The organism is Pseudomonas cedrina subsp. cedrina (assembly GCF_001983175.1).
Classification (GTDB): domain Bacteria; phylum Pseudomonadota; class Gammaproteobacteria; order Pseudomonadales; family Pseudomonadaceae; genus Aquipseudomonas; species Aquipseudomonas cedrina.
Window position 1 is genome coordinate 148,437 of the sequence record NZ_MNPW01000013.1, and the last position, 17,325, is coordinate 165,761.

The following is a 17,325-nucleotide window of genomic DNA, read 5'->3' on the forward strand; positions in this document are numbered from 1 at the left end:
ACGCTGGTCCGTTGTCGGTTTTTTTACCTCATACCCCTTTTGCCGCCAGCACCGCCAGGTAGATCAATACCACCCCGCAAGTGCCATAACTGATGCGTTGCCACAGCGGGGATGCGTTCTTGCGCAAGAGGTTGACCAGCGCCGCAACCAGAAAGCATGACAACACCGAAGCCAGCATGAACCCGGCGAAAAACATCAGGGTTTGCCCATGGCTGGGCGTGGCGCCGACGATGCCAGAGAGCGCACTGCCCAATGCGCCCCAGTAGACGATGTTTTTCGGGTTGGCCAGGGAGATTGCCGCGCCAACCGCCAGTGCATTTTTCCGGCTGCTGGCGGGGGCCTCGTCGGATGCCGGTAGCTTCCAGGCATCGATCAGGCTGCGGATGCCCAGCCAGGCCAGGTACAACGCACAGATCACCGTCAACGGCACGCGTACTGCGTCATGCTGGATCAGCAGGACGATCCCGGTCAGCCCGATAACCGCCCACACCGCATCGCCCACCAGTGAGCCAACCTGCACCAGAAGTGCCGGGGTAAAGCCATGCAGCAGACCACGGCGCAGCGTCTCTGCCAGTACGGCGCCGGGGGAGAGGCAAAATACAAAACCGAATACCAGTGCGTAGAAAAAAATCGTCACCATGCCCGCGTCCTTTCAGGAAAGTGCGAAAGCATACGCTGGCACCCAGAGTGAATCCACTGGCTAGCGGTTGCCCGCTCTACAGCGCAATACGATCGAGTTCGGCTTTTACTTCGGCACGACTGAGGCCGGCAAAAGGCACGGCGAACAACGCCCGGCAGCGCATGGCAATGATGTCCAGCGTAGCGTCGAATGCAGCTTGCACAGCCGCGTCGTCGCCCTGGACATCCGAAGGGTCTTCCAACCCCCAATGCGCCTTCAGCGCGGGCCCGAAGTACACCGGGCAGGCTTCACCGGCAGCTTTATCACACACGGTAATCACCACGTCCAGCGGGCTGCCTTCAAACGCATCGTTGTCTTTGCTGTACAAACCCTCGGTGCTGATGCCCGCCGCCTGCAGGGTAGCAAGGCTGCGCGGCAGTACCTGGCCCTTGGGAAAGCTGCCGGAGCTGACGGCTTCGAAACCCTCTGGGGCCAGGTGATTGAACACCGCTTCGGACAAAATGCTGCGGCAGCTGTTGGCGGTACACATGAACAGGACTTTCATGGCGGCATTTCCTTCAAAGGCTCAGGCGCAAGGCGAGGGCGGCAAGCGTGACCAACAACACCGGCAGCGTCAACACGATCCCGACCTTGAAGTAATAGCCCCAGGTAATGGTAATGCCCTTGCGCGCCAGGATATGCAGCCACAGCAACGTCGCCAGGCTGCCGATCGGGGTGATTTTCGGGCCCAGGTCGCTGCCGATCACGTTGGCGTAGATCATCGCCTCCCTGACCACGCCCACGGCATGGCTGGACTCGATGGACAGCGCACCGATCAACACGGTCGGCAAGTTGTTCATCGCAGACGACAGCAGGGCCGTCAGCACGCCCGTGCCCATGGCCGCGCCCCAAACGCCGTAAGTGGCAAACGTATCGAGCCAGGTCGCCAGGTAGGTGGTGAGGCCCGCGTTGCGCAAGCCGTAGACCACCAGGTACATGCCCAGGGAAAAGATCACGATTTGCCACGGTGCTTCTTTCAGCACTTTGCGCGTGGAAATCATGTGGCCTTTGGCGGCGATCACCAGCAGCAGCACCGCGCACACCGCGGAAATGGCGCTGATGGGGATGCCCAGCGGTTCCAGGGCAAAGCAACCGACCAGCAGGATGCCCAGCACCCACCAGCCGGCGCGGAAGGTGGCGCGGTCGTGGATCGCGCTGGCAGGGTCATCCAGGTCGGCCGGGTCGTAGGCCTGCGGGATATCGCGGCGAAAGAACCACAACAGCACCGCCAGCGTGGCCGCGACGCTGACCAGGTTGACCGGCACCATCACCGCGGCATATTCGTTGAAGCCGATCTTGAAATAGTCCGCCGAGACGATATTCACCAAGTTCGACACCACCAGCGGCAGGCTGGCGGTGTCGGCGATAAAACCGGCGCCCATGACGAATGCCAGGGTCGCCGCCGGAGAAAAGCGCAGGGCCAGCAACATCGATATCACGATCGGCGTAAGGATCAGCGCGGCGCCGTCATTGGCGAACAGCGCCGATACCAGCGCGCCCAGCAGCACCATATAAGCAAACAGACGCCGGCCGCGCCCACGGCCCCAGCGCGCCACATGCAGGGCGGTCCAGGCAAAGAAACCGGCCTCGTCGAGCAACAGGCTGATGATGATCAGCGCGACGAAGGTGCCGGTGGCATTCCAGATGATGTGCCACACCACCGGAATGTCGGCCAGGCTGATCACGCCGCAGGCCAGGGCGAGGATCGCGCCCATTGTTGCGCTCCAGCCCACGCCGAGGCCCTTGGGCTGCCAGATGACCAGGACGATGGTGAAGATGAAAATGGCAATGGCGACAAGCATCGATCAGCGCTCCGGTGGCTCAGCAGGTGCTGCTGGCGCGTAGTAGTGGGATAGGCAGAGCATGGATCGGTTGGCGTCCGTAAAGTTCTTGCCTGGGTGGATCAATAGCATCGCTGCGTTTCATTCAGTCAAACCTTGTATCGATTTGACATGGATCAAAGATACCGAAATCCGCCACAAGTGGTTGAAATTAAAATGAAACATGAATGTCCTAAAGTGCCTGCCCATTGCTGATGAAGGAAGACCCGTGTGACCCGTGCCACTCGCAACCTGCGCAAGACCCTGGATTCCGTCGCGGAAAATAACGAAACCGCCGCGTTCGACCTGATGCGCGCCGTCGAAAAACTCGGCGATGAACTGCTGCGCCAGCGCCTGCTCAACACCATCCACCGTCTCAACCAGGATGCCTATGAGTTGCGCGAAGCACGGGATTCGGTGGAGCAAGTGTCGGTCAGGCTCGCCTGAGCAAGATCGTTCAAGACAAGCCTCTTGTGAGGCTGGCATGCTTGGCGACTGTTTGTCGATGAGCCGTTTCCATGCCCACTGCCTTACCTCGATATGCCTTCGCTCGCGGCGCCATCGCCGTCATTCCCTTGTCCCTGGCCTGTGCGCCGTGGGGGCTGCTGGCCGGTTCCATGGCCATTGATGCGCAATTCACCCCTCTGCAAGCCCAGGGCTTGTCCGCCATCGTGTTTGCCGGTGCCGCGCAACTGGTCGCCATCGGCATGGTCAAGAGCGGTGCCAGCCTGATTTCCATCGTACTGACCACGTTGCTGCTGACCTCCCAGCATCTGCTGTATGGCATGCACATGCGCCCGATCCTCGCGCCCCTCAAGACCCGCTGGCGCATGAGCCTGGGTTTTCTGTTGACCGATGAATTCTTCGCGCTGGTCAACCACTTCGACCGCCAGACTTTCAACCGCTGGTACGCCCTGGGCGTCGGCCTGACGTTCTATATCATCTGGAACCTGTTCACCCTGGCCGGCATCGTGCTCGGCCAAAGCATTCCCGGCCTTGATCAACTGGGCCTCGAATTCTCCATCGCCGCCACGTTTATCGCGCTGATCACACCGGTGGTGCGTGACATTCCCACGGTGGTCTGCGTGGCGGTGTCGTTGCTGTTTTCGGTGTGGTTGAGTTTCCTGCACTGGGAATCGGCGGTGGTGGTGTCCGGCGTGCTGGGTATGAGCGCCGGCTATGCCTGCAAACGCCTGGGAGTAGGGCAACGATGATCTACATCATGATTGTGGCCATGGGGCTGGTGGTATTTTTCAACCGCTACCTGTTCATCGAACCGCGCCTGCCGGTGCGCCTCAACCGTGGCGCGCGCGAGTTCCTCGGGTTCGCGGTGCCTGGCATGCTGACGGCGATTTGCGGGCCGATCATTTTCCTGCACGACCATCAACTCAACCTGAGCCTGGCCAACCCTTATTTGTTGGCGGGTGTCAGTGCGGTGGCGTTGATGGTCTGGACACGCAATGTGTTGATCACGGTGCTGTTGAGCATGGGGTTGTTTTATCTGCTGCGTTGGTTGATCTGAAACCCGGACGAAAAAAAGCCCGCGGGAGAGCGGGCAGAAGGGAGGCTTCCAAAAATGAGCGTGGTTACTCTAAGCGGCGCATCTTCGCCCTGACAGTGAAACAAAGTTCATGCAGTCGTCAGACCGGCCCACGGCAATGATACAGTCGCGTTTTTTTCAACGGAGCAATGGCATGCACAAGGTGGTAATAGGCGCACTGGTACTGGCGGCATTAGCCGGTTGCGCGGGTTCGAAGATGAAGGAGGCGCGCGCGGGCGCGCCCTACAAAACCCTGGCTTCGGACAAGGCCACCCTGGCGGTTGCCGAATGCGTGCAGTTCGGCTGGCAGGATGAAAGCGTGTTCGGGGTTGACGCCGGCGGCTTCAAGGAGCCGATCGGCGCGGGCGGTTTTACCGTGTACACCACGGCGGGTGACTACTTTGTCGATGTGCAAAGCGCGGGTGCCGGCTCAACCATCAAGTACTACGCGGCAGAGGACACCATGCCGGCCAAGCGTCGTTTGGCCGCGCTCGCGACCTGCCTGTAGTCCGTTGCCTCAGGCGATTTAGGAAATGCCTGGCACGACAGGCCCAAGGCATTGGCTTATGATTCACACGCTCGCCCGGCATGATGGCTCTTTACCAGTACATGGATGTCGAGGCCTGAATGCCGGGCGAGCATCCTCTTTCTTTAGCGCGGCATGTAACCCAAGTGCCAGCGCCTCGGTATTTTCAGCGATACCAACCCCAATAAGCCCGCCAGCGTGCCACTGATCAGCAGCGCCTTGAGCCCCATCTGTTGCTCCAGCAGCGCGCCGATCACCGCGCCCACGAACATGCCCGCCCAGGGTATCAACTGCACGCGCCAGCCGCTGCGGCGTTCCCCGAGCAGCCAGCGCCCCAGCCCGCGACCAAAGCGGGAAAGCGCTCCGGTGACGTAAGTCAGCCCCACCGGCAACCCGTTGACCTCTTCCACGGCGGCATTGAGCATGCCCATCGCAATGATCGCCGCCAACAGCGCAGGCAGTGTATCGGCGAAGGGCAGCAGTGCGGCGCCGCACAACAAGGCGGCAATGCACAACAGCAACGGCAGCGCATGACGACGGCTCAGTCGGCCGACCACCACGCCCAAGGCATTACCGACGATAAAGGTTGCCACCAGCAACAGCAGCCGGCCGGTCAGGCCCAGGTCCCCCGCACTGATCGCCACCGCCAGGCGCGTGGTGTTGCCGCTCATGAACGACACAAAGTCACCGCTGGCCATGAAGCCGATGGCATCGGTCATCCCGGCCAGCACCGACAGGCTGGCCACCAGCATCAGCCCGACCCGGCCACGCCAGCGTTGTTGATGGGCCAATGCGGCGTTGGCGTAAGGCTTGCGGGGCGAAGGCAGCATAGGGCTGGGGCTCCTCGGTGAGATTATCCGGCCACTACCGTAGGATGCTTTGAGCGCGCATGCAATGACCTCAGGCATACGTCAGGGTCCAGCCTGCAGGCTGCCAGTCGAGGAAATGGGTCGGCCGGATCGCTTGCACAAACGCCGGGTCATGGGACACCACCATCAGCGCGCCGGTAAAACCCTGCAATGCCTGCTCGAAAGCCTCCACCGATTCCAGGTCCAAGTGGTTGGTTGGCTCGTCCAGCAACAACAACTGCGCCGGCACCTTGCGCCACAAGGCAATCGCCATGGCGGCTTTCAGGCGCTCGCCGCCACTGAGTTGCCCGGCGGGCTGGGTCACGCGCAAGGCGTCGAGTTGCAGCAGGGCCAGGCGCGTGCGCAATTCGGCTTGGGCCAATGGCGTGTCGAGCAGGTTGAGCTGCTCGACAAGCGAGCGATGCTCGTCCAGCAGCACGAGGTGCTGGTCAATATAGGCGCTGGGCACCTGCACGCTGCATTCTCCACTGGCCAAGGCGCATGCGCCGGCAATGACCTTGAGCAGCGTGGACTTGCCGCAGCCGTTCGGCCCGCGCACAGCGACACGCACCGGGCCTGCCAGATGCAGGTTGAGGCGGCTCGACGGCAGCCATGGCAACTGTGCGTCGACCAGCGATAACACCTGTCGGCCATTGGGTACCGCGCAGGTGGGCAGCGCCAGCAGAGTCGGCGTTTCATCCACGACCCGTTCGTAGGCCTGGCGCACTTGCGTGTCCAGCACGTGTTTGTGTTGCCGATGGGCGCTGCGCACGTTACTGACGATTTGCGTGGCGGCGCCTTTCCAGCGTGCCTTGGTGAAACGGTCGACGTTGGCGCTTTGCGCCTGCTGGCGTGAGCGGGCGGCATGACGTTGCAGGCTGTCGTGCTCGTTCTGCAGGCGCCGACTTTCGCGGCTGCGCTCCAGGCGCGCGTGCTCCAGCGCGGCAGCGGCGGCCTGTTGTTGCGCATCGCGCTGGGCGCGGTAGGCCGCGTAGTTGCCGCCGTACACCTGAACGCCAAGGGGGGAAAGTTCAATGATGCGCCCCATGGTATTAAGCAGTTGCCGGTCATGACTGACCACCACCAGGCCGCCGCGCCAATCGCCGAGCACACGCAGTAGCCATGCACGGCCATTGCTGTCCAGATGGTTGGTGGGCTCGTCGAGCACCAGCAGCTCTGGCGCAGCCAGTAGCGCACCGATCACCGCAACGCGGGCCAATTGACCGCCGCTGAGCTGGTCGGCCGGGGTATCCAGGCGCAGTTGCGACAAGCCCGCTGCGTCCAGGGCGCTGCGCAAGCGCTCGGCCAGGTCCCAGCGGTCGTCGATCAATGCCAGGTCATCGACTTGCGCGGTACCTTGAGTCATGCGCTTGAGGGCTGCGGATACCTCCGCGGTGCCGGTGAGGTCGGCAAGAGTTTCGCCCGGTGCGACCACCACGTTCTGCGCCACGTAAGCCACCTGGGCCGGTCGATTCAACGTGCCGGAGGAGGGCGGCAGCAGCCCGGCGATCAGTTGGGCCAGGACGCTTTTCCCTCGGCCATTGCGCCCCACGATTCCGGTAGGGCGGTGATCGATGGACAAGGTTACGTCGTCCAGCAGGGTTTCGCCGTTGGCGAACTGGAAACAAAGGTGTTGCAGGGAAACAAGCGTGGGCAGCCAGTTGACGTCAGTCATCAGCACCTCCAAAAAAATGTCGGACAGGCCAACAAGCGCGCCAGGCGCTCGTTGCGGGTACATTCTGGAAGGCTTAGTTGTTCACGTCGGCGGTCGTCCCATGAGTCAGGAGGGACGCGCAGCCTAACCCGCCTTGGCTTTTTCCGGCAAGTCCGCCGCCAGTTTTTCCAGGAAGATGGCCAATGCAACCTCTTCGGCCTTGAGCCCTTTGCGCAGGCGCGGCTTGGGCAACCGGGAGAGTTCACCGAGGCTGAAATGCTCGAGCACGGCGGGGTGGATGTAGCACTTGCGGCACACCGCCGGGGTATTGCCCAACTGTTTGGCGACATCCTTGACCATGGCGACCACATGTTTTTTCGCGTCGGACTCAGGCTGCCACTGCAACTCGCGCAACACCGCCAACGCCATGGCGGTACCGGCCCAGGTGCGGTAGTCCTTGGCCGTAAAGTCCGCCCCGGTGAGGCGATGCAGGTACTCATTCACGTCGTGGGAACTGACAGTGTGCCGTTCGCCGTCCTCGTCCAGGTACTGGAACAGGTTCTGCCCCGGCAGTTCCAGGCAACGCTTGACCACTGTGGCCAGGCGCCGATCCTTGACGCTGACCTGATGCTCGACGCCGCTTTTGCCGCGAAACTGGAACTGGATCTCGCTGCCTTTGACATCCACATGGCGGGTGCGCAGGGTGGTCAGCCCGTAGGACTTGTTATCCCGCGCATACTGGGTGTTACCGACCCGGATCAGCGTCGCATCCAGCAGCATCACGACCGTGGCCAGCACTTTTTCGCGGGTGAAGCCCGGTTCGGCAATTTGCGCTTCCAGCTGTTTGCGCAGTTTCGGCAATGCCTTGCCGAACGCCTGCAGCCTTGAGTATTTGTCGGTGTCGCGCACTTCGCGCCAGCGTGCGTGATAGCGGTACTGCTTGCGCCCGCGCGCGTCGCGGCCAGTGGCTTGCAGATGGCCGCTCGGGTCGGCGCAGATCCAAACATCGGTGTAGGCGGGCGGCACGGCCAAGGTGTTGAGGCGCTTGATCTCGTCGGCGTCGGTGATGCGTTCGCCCTTGGGGTCGAAGTACTGGAAGGTGCCCCGCACTTTTTTTCGGCGGATGCCGGGCTGAGTGTCGTCAACGTAGTGCAGGTCGCGGGGCAGGTCGGCAGGCAACGCAGAATCAGGCATGGTGCGGGTTCCTTGGCAAATCAGGCCGGTATGTCTGATTGACCGCAGCGGCTTGCGGACGTGCCAAAAGGTTTGCTACGCCAGTACCGCGACCGCCTTGATCTGCGCCCACAGCACCTGCCCGGGGTGCAGTTGCAGTTGGTCGCGCGAGAACCGCGTGATGCGCGCCAGCAACGGCGTACCATCGGCGTCCAGGCGCACCAGCACATGCGCGCTGTTATCCGCCGCAATCTCCTGGGTAACCGTCACCGGCAGGCGGTTGAGGATGCTGCTGTGTTCCTCCGCTTGCAGGCTGAGGCTGACGTCCCGCGCCTGCACCTTGATGCGCAACGCCTTGCCCATTGCCAGCGGCGCGTGGGCGACGCGCATGTGCAAAGTGCTGGCGGGCAGTTGCAGCGTGAGCAATTGATAGTGCTCGTCGTAGGCACTCACCGTGCCGGTGATCACCACGCCGGCGTCGTCGCCCAGCGCCAGGGGCAGGTCGAGCCGCGCCAGGGTCTCGCCGATGGGGCCACTGGCCAGGGCCTTGCCGTCGCTGAGCAAGACGAGGTGATCGGCCAGGCGCGCGACCTCATCCCTGGCATGGCTGACATACAGCACCGGGATATCCAGTTCATCGTGCAGGCGTTCGAGGTAGGGCAGGATTTCGCCTTTGCGCGTGCTGTCCAGAGCGGCGAGCGGCTCGTCCATCAACAGCAGGCTCGGGCTGGTGAGCAGCGCGCGGGCGATGCCGATGCGCTGGCGCTCGCCGCCGGACAGGTGGTGCGGGTGGCGATCAAGCAAGTGGCCGATGCCCAATAACTGCGTGGCCTGGGCCATGTCCACGTGGCGCTGTTGGCGCGGGATGCGCTTGAGGCCGAACTCCAGATTGGCCCGCACCGACAAATGCGCGAACAGGCTGGGCTCCTGGAACACGTAGCCCAGCGCGCGTTTATGCGGGGGTACGAACAGCCCCTTGCGGCTGTCTTGCCAGACTTCATCGTTGACCTGGATAAAGGCTTCTTCGGCGCGCTCCAGTCCGGCGATACAGCGCAGGCAGGTGGTCTTGCCGGAACCGGAATGCCCGTACAATGCAGTCACGCCGCGACCGGGCACGTGCACATCCACGTCGAGGGCAAAGCCCGGATACTTAAGATGCAGGCGTACATCAATCATCGTCAGCTCCAGCCCATCGGTGTCTTGCGCCTGGCATAGAGCGCCAGCAACACCAGGAACGCGAACACCACCATGGCGCCGGCCAGCCAGTGGGCCTGGGCATATTCCATGGCTTCCACGTGGTCGTAGATCTGCACGGAGACCACCCGGGTCTTGTCCGGGATATTGCCGCCGATCATCAGCACCACGCCGAATTCACCAACGGTGTGCGCAAACCCCAGGATGGCGGCGGTGACAAACCCCGGCCGTGCCAAGGGCAGGGTCACGCTGAAGAAGGTGTCCCAGGGATTGGCGCGCAAGGTCGCGGCCACTTCCAATGGGCGCGTGCCGATGGCCGAGAAGGCGTTTTGCAACGGCTGCACCACGAACGGCATGGAATAGATCACCGAGCCGATGACCAGCCCGGCAAAGCTGAAGGTGAGGGTGCCCAGGCCCAGCCACTGGGTGAATTGGCCGAAGAAGCCATTGGGGCCCATGGTCAGCAGCAGGTAGAAACCGATCACTGTTGGCGGCAATACCAACGGCAAGGCGACGATGGCGCCAATGGGCCCGCGCCACCAGGAACGGGTGCGCGACAGCCACAGGGCGATGGGAGTGCCGATGACCAGCAGGATCACGGTGGTCAGTGACGCCAGCTTTATGGTCAACCAGATAGCGGAAAAGTCGGCGCTCGACAGCGGCATTTAAAGCTCGTAACCGTAGGATTTGATAACGGCAGCGGCGTCAGCTCCCTTGAGGTAGTCAACCAGCGCCTTGGCCGCGGCGCTGTCTTTGCCCTTGTTGAGGATGACCGCGTCCTGTTTGATCGGGTCGTGCATGGACGCCGGAACGATCCAGGCCGAACCGCTGGTGACCTTGCCGTCCTTATAGATCTGCGACAAGGCAACGAAGCCCAGCTCGGCATTGCCGGTGGAGACGAACTGGTAGGCCTGGGTGATGTTCTGGCCTTCAACAAGCTTGTCCCGGACCTGTTCGGTGAGGCCTTGCTTGGCCAACACCTGGGTGGCGGCGAGGCCGTAGGGTGCGGCTTTGGGGTTGGCGATCGACAGGTGCTTGAACTGGTTCTGTTTCAGCACGTCGCCCTGGGCGTCGACGTAACCTGGCTGCGCCGACCACAGGGCCAGGGTGCCGACGGCGTAGGTGAAGCGCGACCCCTTGACCGTCTCGCCTTCGGCTTCGAGCTTTTGCGGCGTGGTGTCGTCGGCGCTCAGGAACACCTGGAATGGCGCGCCGTTCTTGATCTGAGTGTAGAACTGGCCGGTAGCGCCGTAGGCGGCGACCAGTTTATGGCCGGTGGATTTTTCGAAGTTGGCGGCAATCGCCTGGATCGGTGCGGTGAAATTGGCGGCCACGGCCACTTGGACTTCATCGGCATGCACCGAACCGAAAGCAAGGGCCGCGACCAGGCCGGCCAGGCGTGAGGCGTGAATCTTCATCAAACAGCTCCTTTGAATACGTACGGCTGACCTGCACCTGTAGTGAGCGGGCTTGCCGCGCTGGGTGGCGAAGCCGCCCCAATAGAGATACCTCCGACCTTCAGGTAGAACCGAGCCGCTTGGTTTGGGGCGGCTTCGCCACCCAGCGCGGGACAAGCCCGCTCACTACAACGGGAGGCTTAATCGCTATGTACGCGAATATATAGCGATAGCCCGGTGCCGGTACAGCGCAAAGTTGCCGCAGGTGCCGCAGGTGCCGCAGGTGCCGCAGGGTGACGCTTTTACCTGAGCTTGGCCAGCGCCTGCTCCGCCAGTTCGCGCGTCAGCTCATAGGTGGTGGTGTCTTTGCCCAGGCGAAGCGCCTGGCCTGACCACAAGTTGCTGAAGCCCGCTTCATCCTTGGCCTTGAGCGGCATCAGCGCGCCGCCGGAAGTCGGGAATGCCGGGGCGGCGGGGTTGATCGCGCCCAACTCACGCATTACCCGGTTGACGATGCCCCGTGCCGGACGCCCGGTGAACAGGTTGGTCAGCGCGGTTTCGCTGGCCTGGGCGTTGCGCAACGCATGATGGTGGGACGCGGTGATATTGGCTTCAGGGGTAAACAGGTAAGCGGTGCCGATCTGTACCGCCGAGGCGCCCAGGGCGAATGCCGCGACAATCCCGCGCGCGTCGCCGATACCGCCGGCGGCAATCACCGGCACACTGACCGCGTCGACAATTTGCGGCACCAAGGCAAACAGGCCGATCTGGGTGTTGAGATCATCGCTGAGAAACAAGCCCCGGTGGCCACCGGCTTCAATGCCCATGGCGATGATGGCGTCGCAGCCGTGTTGTTCCAGCCAGAGGGCTTCTTCTACCGTGGTAGCCGAGGACAGCACTTTGGCACCCGTGGCTTTTACCCGATCCAGCAACGATTTTTCCGGCAAGCCAAAGTGGAAACTGACGACCTCGGGGCGGAAAGCTTCGACCACCTCGCACGCCGCCTCGTTGAACGGTGCGCGGTTGGAGACCGGGGTTGGCGCATCAAAGTCGGCACCCAATTCGCGGTAGTACGGCTCCAGCAATGCCTTCCAGCGGTGATCCCGGGCGTCGTCGGGCGCGGGCGGCTGGTGGCAGAAGAAATTCACGTTGATGGGGCGCGAGCTGGCTTGGCGGATCTCGGTCAGCGCGTCGCGCAGTTGCTCGATGCTCAGCGCCGCAGCCGGCAGTGAACCCAGGGCACCGGCATTATTGGCGGCGATGACCATGGCCGTGGTGGTACCGACCGCCATGGGTGCCTGGATGATCGGTACTTCGATGCCCAGCAGGTCGAGAAGGCGCGTATCTGGCCAGGTGCTCATGGGGTGTGTCTCCAGCGTCAATGGGGCTTTGCGCTGTTTTAACAGGGCCCTCGGCCGCCGGCCACTCTGTTTTATTCACTGGACTAAAGTAACGTTTCGTGGTGCGTGAGGCGTACGGGCTCAGCCTCGCTTTCGCGTTGCAGCAACTGCTGCTTGCGCGCGACGCCCCAGCGGTAGCCCGACAGATCCCCGTCGCTGCGCACCACACGGTGGCAAGGGATTGCCACGGCCAGGCGGTTGGCGCCACAGGCCTGTGCCACCGCGCGGTACGCCGTCGGCGCGCCGATTCGCGCGGCAATCTGTGCGTAGCTGGCCGTGCTGCCGGGCGGGATCTCGCGCAAGGCTTGCCACACCCGTTCCTGAAACGCTGTGCCACGCAAATCCAGCGGCAAATCCAGGCCAAGCGCGGGGGCTTCGACAAAACCCACAACCTGGGCGACCAACTGTTCGAAGCGTGGGTCGGCGCCCACCAGCTCGGCGTTGGGGAATTGATCCTGCAGGTCACGCACCAGTTGGTCCGGGTCATCGCCCAGCAGGATCGCGCACACGCCGCGTTCGCTTCGCGCCACCAGGATGGCTCCCAGCGAACATTGCCCGACGGCGAACAGGATCGCGTTGTTGGTGCCGCCGGCCTTGTAGTCGCTGGGTTTCATGCCCAGAAGCTGGTTGGCAGACTCGTAAAAGCGGCTGTTGGAATTGTAGCCCGCGTCATACAGCGCATCGGTCACCGAGTGGGAGCCCTTGAGGCCGTCGCGCACTTTGCGCGAACGGTGGGCGCTGGCGTAGCCCTTGGGCGTCAGACCGGTCACGGCTTTGAACACGCGATGAAAATGGAAGGGGCTCAACTTGGCGTGCGTGGCCAGTGCGTTCAGGCTGGGCGGCGTCTCGGCCTGTTCGATATGCCGACAGGCGTCGGCCACCAGCTGTGCATGCTGAGCGGCGAGTTGGGTCTGGTCGGCGGCGGCGCGTTTGTTCGCGCGATACCCGGCGGCTTCGGCCTGCGCCGGGGTGTCGAAGAACTCGACGTTTTCCGGGCGTGGCAAGCGTGAAACGCTGCTGGCGCGGCAGTACACGCCGGTCGTCTTCACGCCATAGACGAACAGCGCATCGGCCTTGGGATCGCGGGCGAGAATCGCTGCCCAGCGTGGGTCTTGTTCGGTAGTCATGCTCGACACTCTTGACGGATCCTGCCCAGATTAGTCGTGCCGCCAACACCTGGCACTCTGAAGCTTGCGGTCAAATCAACCTGCGGCGCGAAAGGTCAGGTTGATGCGTTGCGGGCCCATGACCGGGTGCACGCCATCCTTGATCGGCATCACCCCGTGGAAACGCAGGCGATCGACGCCGCCCCAGACCACCACGTCGCCATGGAACAGCGAGACTTTACGGGTCTTGTCACTGCGCGCATGCCCACCAAACAGGAAAATCGCCGGCAAGCCGAGCGATAGCGAGACCACGGGTTCGCTGTAGCGGCGTTCATTTTTGTCTTGGTGCAAGGACATTTTCGCGCCTGGCACATAACGGTTGATCAGGCAGGCGTCGGGCGCAAAGTCGAGAAAACCGGCCTCTGCCGCCGCCAGCACCGCCAATTCGCGCAAGACGTCGGGCATGCGCGGCCAGGGCTGCTGGCTGCGCGGGTCGAGTGGGGTGTAGCGATAACCGGAACGGTCGGTGGTCCAGCCCAGGTCGCCGCAGCTGCTCAGCGCCGCCGACATGGTAAAGCCACCGGGCGTGACCATTTGCCGAAACGGCGATTGAGCCAGCACTCGCCGCAGCTCCGGCAACAGGCGCTCAACCCAGGGCAAAGCGTAGCCGCGTAACACGTAGGACTGTTCGCCTATTTGCTCGCGCCCCGCAGGTTGCCGAAGCGCGTCATCGGCGAACAGGTCGGCGGTGGGGCCAGGCATCGTCTTACAGTGCCTTGCTCACATTGATGTCGGTGATCTCATCACTGGCATCATGAATTTTCGCCAGCGCCTGCTTGGCTTCTTCCACGCTGTTGCTGGACAGTTGCGCGAACTCAAAGCGGCGTTCGCCGTTGAGCTTGTACTTGATCACGTATTTGGTAGTGGTCGTCACGGCTATTTCCTGTGAAAGGTTCAGATCAGCTCAGCTCAGCTTGGTGCTGGTGCGCCGCACAATGCGGATCTTGTGGGACAACGCGGGCTTGCGGGTCACGCTGATGGCGCGGCGCGTGACTACATCCAGGGTGATGTTCCAGAACCCGGTGCTCGGCGCGGTGATTTTGGCAGGGAACTTCTCAAAGGCGCCGCCGTGGTAGGTGTGGCGGCCGCCGTTCTTGAAGCTGCGAAAATTCGCGTCGCTCATCAGACGAATATTACAAGTTTGCGAGCATTCGATGACGACAATGTCCCCCTCGTTGAGGTGCTCGCGCTGGTGAATGAATTTCATTGGGGTGTCTCCAGAAGGGCTTTTTCTGAAAAATCAGAACGATACGTAGGTTAAGATGGAGTTTATCAGCCCCAGCGCGTTTATTATCGGATCGTCTTCAACGACGTCGACAATTTAAAACAGTTATTTACCGAGTTATCAGGGATAAATCCTACGTTGGCGGGAGAAATTTACCATCCCCGCTGTCGTAGGGTCTTTATCGGAGGTTTTGTATGAAGTGGAGTGTGTTGGTTCTGGCCCTGGCGATTGGTGGGTGTGCTTCGGTTGCAGATATCAAGCAGACCCCGCCGACCCTGGCGGTCATTTCCGGAAAGAAACCACAGGAATATGCTGCCTGTGTGGTGCGCAAACTCTCCGCTACCCGTCGGCCGCCGCAGATCGAACCGCACAAGGAAGGTGGCGTGCAGGTGATCGTGCCGCAAAAGTTTTCGGCGGACCCGTCGGCCATTTTCGAGATTGATGAACGTTCCAGTGGCAGCAGCATCAAGCTCTACGAGAGCATGTCCAACGTGCCGATCCGTCCGGGTGACGTGAAGAAGGCTGGCGAAGAGTGCATTTCAGGCTGAGGCGGCCCATTTCACCTTGCTACTTTTAATCCAATAAAAAGCCTGGCCCCCGCGAGCGTGGCGCTGGGCTTTTTTAGCGCATTTTGCAAGTTGCCGGTTGATGCCGGCTTCTGTTTTTGGGAAGTCTTTCATGAAGCGTGAACACGTCAGGGCTCGCCAGGCCGAAGGCCAGATAACGGCGACCCATATCATCCAGAACCCGGCCGACCTGGGCGAGTGGATTGTCTTCTTCAAAAAAAGCGGCGGCCGCAGTTTTTTCCTGGTGGACGATCAGGATGAGGTGGAGTCTTTCCCGCGCCTGGATGACCTGGTCGAGACCATTCGCGGCCTGGGTATCAAGTTTGCCGACATCCAGCTGTAAGGACGTAACGCTTACTTGCAGACCACGACCACGCTGCGGCCTTTGAAGTTGCCCACGTCCTGGCCCAAGGTCTTTTCACTCTCCTTGAGCGAAGGCGTGCCTTCGGTGCCGACGATACGGTAGCCGGTGCCCGCGCAGGAGGCGTCGGCTTTTTCGTAGCAACTGGCCCAGGAATTGGCCTCGCCTGAGCAATCGATCGTCAGGCCTTGTTCACCGTTTTTCAGATAGACGTCAGAGGTGGTGGTGCACCCGGCGATCGCCAGTACCGCAGTCAGTGCCAGAAACTTGTTCATAGGGGTTCATCGTCGAGGGTGTTGGAGGGGGCGCTGACACAGTCGTGGAGCGTTGGCGCAAGATTATAGCGAACTGCCATCCTGTGTGTAGTCACAGCCCACTAAAAAGCCCCGCAGAGCGGGGCTTCCTGGTGGGCTGCGCAACGATTCTGGCGCTTATTACTTGCTTTTCGGACGTTTGCTCGACGCATGGCCTGCTTCGTCTACAAAAACTTCGGCTACTGCAATCGCCAGGCTTTCGGTGGCGAAGGCGCCGGCGACGCTGTCGCCGTGGAAGTTGATCAGGTGCCAGCCGTCCGCGCGCTGCGTGATGAGGTAGCCGTTTACGCCTTTTGGTTCTGACATCTATCAATCTCGTGGTGTGGTTCAAGGGCGTAATGATAGCGCCAAATGTCACGCGGCCGCGCGAGTTATTCTCGGTCAGTGTCCTGGGGGCCAAAGCGTGCTAAAAGGGTCGCAGCCCTTGAAACATTGAGGTGCAGGCATTTTTGCCATGCCGGCGGGAACCCTCTTCGCAAGATCAGCGGAACTTACGCCGACATTTTTTCTCTATGATGACATCGCAACGCCAGCAGGAGCCATTGTAAGGCGACTGCGGCCTGATTAGACTGCGCCGAATTCCGTGCACACAGCCCTATGTAAGGACCCATATGATCAAGAAATGCTTGTTCCCAGCAGCCGGTTACGGCACTCGCTTCCTGCCAGCGACCAAAGCCATGCCCAAAGAGATGCTGCCGGTGGTGAACAAGCCACTGATTCAGTACGGGGTCGAAGAGGCATTGGATGCCGGCCTGAACGAAATCTCCATCGTGACCGGCCGCGGTAAGCGCGCGCTGGAAGACCACTTCGATATCAGCTACGAGCTGGAAAACCAGATCAAGGGCACCGACAAGGAGAAATACCTGGTCGGCATCCGCAAGCTGCTGGATGAGTGCTCGTTCTCCTACACTCGTCAAACGCAGATGAAAGGCCTCGGCCACGCCATCCTGACCGGTCGCCCGCTGATCGGCGACGAGCCGTTCGCCGTGGTGCTGGCGGATGACCTGTGCGTCAATCTCGACGGCGATGGCGTGCTGACCCAGATGGTCAAGCTGTATCAAAAATACCGCTGCACCATCGTTGCGGTGATGGAAGTGGATCCATCGCAAACCAACAAGTACGGCGTCATCGCCGGTGACGACATTGGTGATGGCCTGATCCGCGTACGGGACATGGTCGAGAAGCCGGCCCCTGAAGATGCGCCATCGAACCTGGCCATTATCGGTCGCTACATCCTGACGCCGGACATCTTCAAGTTGATCGAAGAAACCGAGCCGGGCAAAGGCGGCGAGATTCAAATCACCGACGCCCTGATGAAGCAGGCCAAAGACGGTTGCGTCATCGCCTACAAGTTCAAAGGCCAGCGTTTTGACTGCGGTGGTGCTGAAGGCTACATCGAAGCGACCAACTTCTGCTTCGAGCACTTCTACAAGACTGGCAAGGCTTACTGATTCACGTCAGC

At 61.6% G+C, this 17,325-nt stretch carries 23 protein-coding genes; 7 read left to right on the plus strand and 16 right to left on the minus strand.

Annotated features, from left to right (window positions below):
- Window positions 1-28: 28 nt before the first annotated feature.
- The 3 genes from BLL36_RS24715 to BLL36_RS24725 form a co-directional block, all read right to left on the minus strand.
- On the minus strand, window positions 29-640 hold the full coding sequence (locus tag BLL36_RS24715; RefSeq protein WP_076954227.1) for a LysE family transporter: 612 nt from the start codon (window positions 638-640) through the stop codon (window positions 29-31).
- A gap of 76 nt (window positions 641-716) precedes the next feature.
- A complete protein-coding gene (locus BLL36_RS24720) occupies window positions 717-1,184 on the minus strand; it encodes an arsenate reductase ArsC (RefSeq protein ID WP_076954228.1) in 468 nt (155 codons plus the stop codon).
- Between the two features lie 13 nt (window positions 1,185-1,197).
- Window positions 1,198-2,481 (minus strand): arsenic transporter, encoded by a 1,284-nt coding sequence (locus BLL36_RS24725; RefSeq protein WP_076954229.1) that lies wholly within the window; start codon window positions 2,479-2,481, stop codon window positions 1,198-1,200.
- A gap of 249 nt (window positions 2,482-2,730) precedes the next feature.
- Here BLL36_RS24725 and BLL36_RS24730 point away from each other — a divergent pair, with 249 nt between their 5' ends.
- From BLL36_RS24730 to BLL36_RS24745, 4 genes are all read left to right on the plus strand, one after another.
- Window positions 2,731-2,946: a hypothetical protein gene (locus tag BLL36_RS24730; protein ID WP_076954230.1), complete on the plus strand. Its 216-nt coding sequence runs from the start codon at window positions 2,731-2,733 to the stop codon at window positions 2,944-2,946.
- Between the two features lie 71 nt (window positions 2,947-3,017).
- Window positions 3,018-3,713, plus strand: coding sequence for an AzlC family ABC transporter permease (locus BLL36_RS24735; protein WP_076954231.1), 696 nt, complete (start codon window positions 3,018-3,020; stop codon window positions 3,711-3,713).
- Window positions 3,710-4,021 carry an AzlD domain-containing protein gene (locus tag BLL36_RS24740; RefSeq protein WP_076954232.1) on the plus strand — a complete coding sequence of 104 codons (312 nt, stop codon included), beginning with the start codon at window positions 3,710-3,712 and terminating at the stop codon, window positions 4,019-4,021. The genes BLL36_RS24735 and BLL36_RS24740 overlap by 4 nt, the downstream gene beginning before the upstream one ends.
- A gap of 172 nt (window positions 4,022-4,193) precedes the next feature.
- On the plus strand, window positions 4,194-4,547 hold the full coding sequence (locus BLL36_RS24745) for a hypothetical protein (RefSeq protein ID WP_076954233.1): 354 nt from the start codon (window positions 4,194-4,196) through the stop codon (window positions 4,545-4,547).
- 143 nt (window positions 4,548-4,690) lie between these two features.
- Here BLL36_RS24745 and BLL36_RS24750 read toward each other — a convergent pair whose 3' ends face one another.
- From BLL36_RS24750 to BLL36_RS24795, 11 genes are all read right to left on the minus strand, one after another.
- The gene (locus BLL36_RS24750) at window positions 4,691-5,395 is read right to left on the minus strand and encodes a YoaK family protein (RefSeq protein ID WP_076954234.1); all 705 of its coding nucleotides are present in this window, start codon (window positions 5,393-5,395) and stop codon (window positions 4,691-4,693) included.
- A gap of 70 nt (window positions 5,396-5,465) precedes the next feature.
- Complete coding sequence (locus BLL36_RS24755) at window positions 5,466-7,088, minus strand: ABC-F family ATP-binding cassette domain-containing protein (protein WP_076954278.1); 1,623 nt, start codon at window positions 7,086-7,088, stop codon at window positions 5,466-5,468.
- A gap of 123 nt (window positions 7,089-7,211) precedes the next feature.
- A complete protein-coding gene (locus BLL36_RS24760; RefSeq protein ID WP_076954235.1) occupies window positions 7,212-8,261 on the minus strand; it encodes a DNA topoisomerase IB in 1,050 nt (349 codons plus the stop codon).
- A gap of 75 nt (window positions 8,262-8,336) precedes the next feature.
- The gene (modC, locus tag BLL36_RS24765; protein WP_076954236.1) at window positions 8,337-9,416 is read right to left on the minus strand and encodes a molybdenum ABC transporter ATP-binding protein; all 1,080 of its coding nucleotides are present in this window, start codon (window positions 9,414-9,416) and stop codon (window positions 8,337-8,339) included.
- A gap of 2 nt (window positions 9,417-9,418) precedes the next feature.
- On the minus strand, window positions 9,419-10,099 hold the full coding sequence (gene modB / locus BLL36_RS24770; RefSeq protein WP_076954237.1) for a molybdate ABC transporter permease subunit: 681 nt from the start codon (window positions 10,097-10,099) through the stop codon (window positions 9,419-9,421).
- Window positions 10,100-10,852: a molybdate ABC transporter substrate-binding protein gene (gene modA, locus BLL36_RS24775; RefSeq protein WP_076954238.1), complete on the minus strand. Its 753-nt coding sequence runs from the start codon at window positions 10,850-10,852 to the stop codon at window positions 10,100-10,102.
- Window positions 10,853-11,133: 281 nt separating this feature from the next.
- Window positions 11,134-12,192: an NAD(P)H-dependent flavin oxidoreductase gene (locus BLL36_RS24780; protein WP_076954239.1), complete on the minus strand. Its 1,059-nt coding sequence runs from the start codon at window positions 12,190-12,192 to the stop codon at window positions 11,134-11,136.
- 83 nt (window positions 12,193-12,275) lie between these two features.
- Entirely contained in the window at window positions 12,276-13,358 is a 1,083-nt protein-coding gene (ada, locus tag BLL36_RS24785; RefSeq protein ID WP_076954240.1) for a bifunctional DNA-binding transcriptional regulator/O6-methylguanine-DNA methyltransferase Ada, read from the minus strand.
- A gap of 75 nt (window positions 13,359-13,433) precedes the next feature.
- On the minus strand, window positions 13,434-14,099 hold the full coding sequence (alkB, locus tag BLL36_RS24790; RefSeq protein ID WP_076954241.1) for a DNA oxidative demethylase AlkB: 666 nt from the start codon (window positions 14,097-14,099) through the stop codon (window positions 13,434-13,436).
- Between the two features lie 4 nt (window positions 14,100-14,103).
- A complete protein-coding gene (locus tag BLL36_RS31120; protein WP_090219980.1) occupies window positions 14,104-14,271 on the minus strand; it encodes a hypothetical protein in 168 nt (55 codons plus the stop codon).
- 30 nt (window positions 14,272-14,301) lie between these two features.
- The gene (locus tag BLL36_RS24795) at window positions 14,302-14,604 is read right to left on the minus strand and encodes a DUF1883 domain-containing protein (protein ID WP_064452528.1); all 303 of its coding nucleotides are present in this window, start codon (window positions 14,602-14,604) and stop codon (window positions 14,302-14,304) included.
- A gap of 212 nt (window positions 14,605-14,816) precedes the next feature.
- Here BLL36_RS24795 and BLL36_RS24800 point away from each other — a divergent pair, with 212 nt between their 5' ends.
- Together BLL36_RS24800 and BLL36_RS24805 are read left to right on the plus strand one after the other, a co-directional pair.
- On the plus strand, window positions 14,817-15,170 hold the full coding sequence (locus tag BLL36_RS24800; RefSeq protein ID WP_076954242.1) for a hypothetical protein: 354 nt from the start codon (window positions 14,817-14,819) through the stop codon (window positions 15,168-15,170).
- A 130-nt stretch (window positions 15,171-15,300) separates the two neighbouring features.
- A complete protein-coding gene (locus tag BLL36_RS24805; RefSeq protein WP_025856013.1) occupies window positions 15,301-15,531 on the plus strand; it encodes a hypothetical protein in 231 nt (76 codons plus the stop codon).
- 11 nt (window positions 15,532-15,542) lie between these two features.
- Here BLL36_RS24805 and BLL36_RS24810 read toward each other — a convergent pair whose 3' ends face one another.
- Both BLL36_RS24810 and BLL36_RS24815 read right to left on the minus strand, forming a co-directional pair.
- Window positions 15,543-15,824, minus strand: a complete 282-nt coding sequence (locus BLL36_RS24810; RefSeq protein ID WP_076954243.1) for a hypothetical protein — start codon at window positions 15,822-15,824, stop codon at window positions 15,543-15,545.
- A gap of 159 nt (window positions 15,825-15,983) precedes the next feature.
- The gene (locus BLL36_RS24815; protein ID WP_076954244.1) at window positions 15,984-16,169 is read right to left on the minus strand and encodes a hypothetical protein; all 186 of its coding nucleotides are present in this window, start codon (window positions 16,167-16,169) and stop codon (window positions 15,984-15,986) included.
- 305 nt (window positions 16,170-16,474) lie between these two features.
- Between BLL36_RS24815 and galU the strand changes: the two genes are divergently transcribed.
- Window positions 16,475-17,314 (plus strand): UTP--glucose-1-phosphate uridylyltransferase GalU, encoded by an 840-nt coding sequence (gene galU / locus BLL36_RS24820; RefSeq protein WP_046068218.1) that lies wholly within the window; start codon window positions 16,475-16,477, stop codon window positions 17,312-17,314.
- Window positions 17,315-17,325 lie beyond the last annotated feature (11 nt).

What these genes read in the sequence shown, in the direction of transcription:
- BLL36_RS24740 (WP_076954232.1), top strand. Translation starts at nt 3,710, where the DNA reads ATGATCTACATCATGATTGTGGCCATGGGGCTGGTGGTATTTTTCAAC.
- BLL36_RS24720 (WP_076954228.1), bottom strand. Translation starts at nt 1,184, where the DNA reads ATGAAAGTCCTGTTCATGTGTACCGCCAACAGCTGCCGCAGCATTTTG.
- BLL36_RS24715 (WP_076954227.1), bottom strand. Translation starts at nt 640, where the DNA reads ATGGTGACGATTTTTTTCTACGCACTGGTATTCGGTTTTGTATTTTGC.
- BLL36_RS24810 (WP_076954243.1), bottom strand. Translation starts at nt 15,824, where the DNA reads ATGAACAAGTTTCTGGCACTGACTGCGGTACTGGCGATCGCCGGGTGC.
- BLL36_RS24800 (WP_076954242.1), top strand. Translation starts at nt 14,817, where the DNA reads ATGAAGTGGAGTGTGTTGGTTCTGGCCCTGGCGATTGGTGGGTGTGCT.
- BLL36_RS24735 (WP_076954231.1), top strand. Translation starts at nt 3,018, where the DNA reads ATGCCCACTGCCTTACCTCGATATGCCTTCGCTCGCGGCGCCATCGCC.
- BLL36_RS24780 (WP_076954239.1), bottom strand. Translation starts at nt 12,192, where the DNA reads ATGAGCACCTGGCCAGATACGCGCCTTCTCGACCTGCTGGGCATCGAA.
- modC (WP_076954236.1), bottom strand. Translation starts at nt 9,416, where the DNA reads ATGATTGATGTACGCCTGCATCTTAAGTATCCGGGCTTTGCCCTCGAC.
- alkB (WP_076954241.1), bottom strand. Translation starts at nt 14,099, where the DNA reads ATGCCTGGCCCCACCGCCGACCTGTTCGCCGATGACGCGCTTCGGCAA.
- BLL36_RS24745 (WP_076954233.1), top strand. Translation starts at nt 4,194, where the DNA reads ATGCACAAGGTGGTAATAGGCGCACTGGTACTGGCGGCATTAGCCGGT.
- BLL36_RS24755 (WP_076954278.1), bottom strand. Translation starts at nt 7,088, where the DNA reads ATGACTGACGTCAACTGGCTGCCCACGCTTGTTTCCCTGCAACACCTT.
- ada (WP_076954240.1), bottom strand. Translation starts at nt 13,358, where the DNA reads ATGACTACCGAACAAGACCCACGCTGGGCAGCGATTCTCGCCCGCGAT.
- galU (WP_046068218.1), top strand. Translation starts at nt 16,475, where the DNA reads ATGATCAAGAAATGCTTGTTCCCAGCAGCCGGTTACGGCACTCGCTTC.
- BLL36_RS24805 (WP_025856013.1), top strand. Translation starts at nt 15,301, where the DNA reads ATGAAGCGTGAACACGTCAGGGCTCGCCAGGCCGAAGGCCAGATAACG.
- BLL36_RS24750 (WP_076954234.1), bottom strand. Translation starts at nt 5,395, where the DNA reads ATGCTGCCTTCGCCCCGCAAGCCTTACGCCAACGCCGCATTGGCCCAT.
- BLL36_RS24795 (WP_064452528.1), bottom strand. Translation starts at nt 14,604, where the DNA reads ATGAAATTCATTCACCAGCGCGAGCACCTCAACGAGGGGGACATTGTC.
- modA (WP_076954238.1), bottom strand. Translation starts at nt 10,852, where the DNA reads ATGAAGATTCACGCCTCACGCCTGGCCGGCCTGGTCGCGGCCCTTGCT.
- BLL36_RS24725 (WP_076954229.1), bottom strand. Translation starts at nt 2,481, where the DNA reads ATGCTTGTCGCCATTGCCATTTTCATCTTCACCATCGTCCTGGTCATC.
- BLL36_RS24760 (WP_076954235.1), bottom strand. Translation starts at nt 8,261, where the DNA reads ATGCCTGATTCTGCGTTGCCTGCCGACCTGCCCCGCGACCTGCACTAC.
- modB (WP_076954237.1), bottom strand. Translation starts at nt 10,099, where the DNA reads ATGCCGCTGTCGAGCGCCGACTTTTCCGCTATCTGGTTGACCATAAAG.
- BLL36_RS24815 (WP_076954244.1), bottom strand. Translation starts at nt 16,169, where the DNA reads ATGTCAGAACCAAAAGGCGTAAACGGCTACCTCATCACGCAGCGCGCG.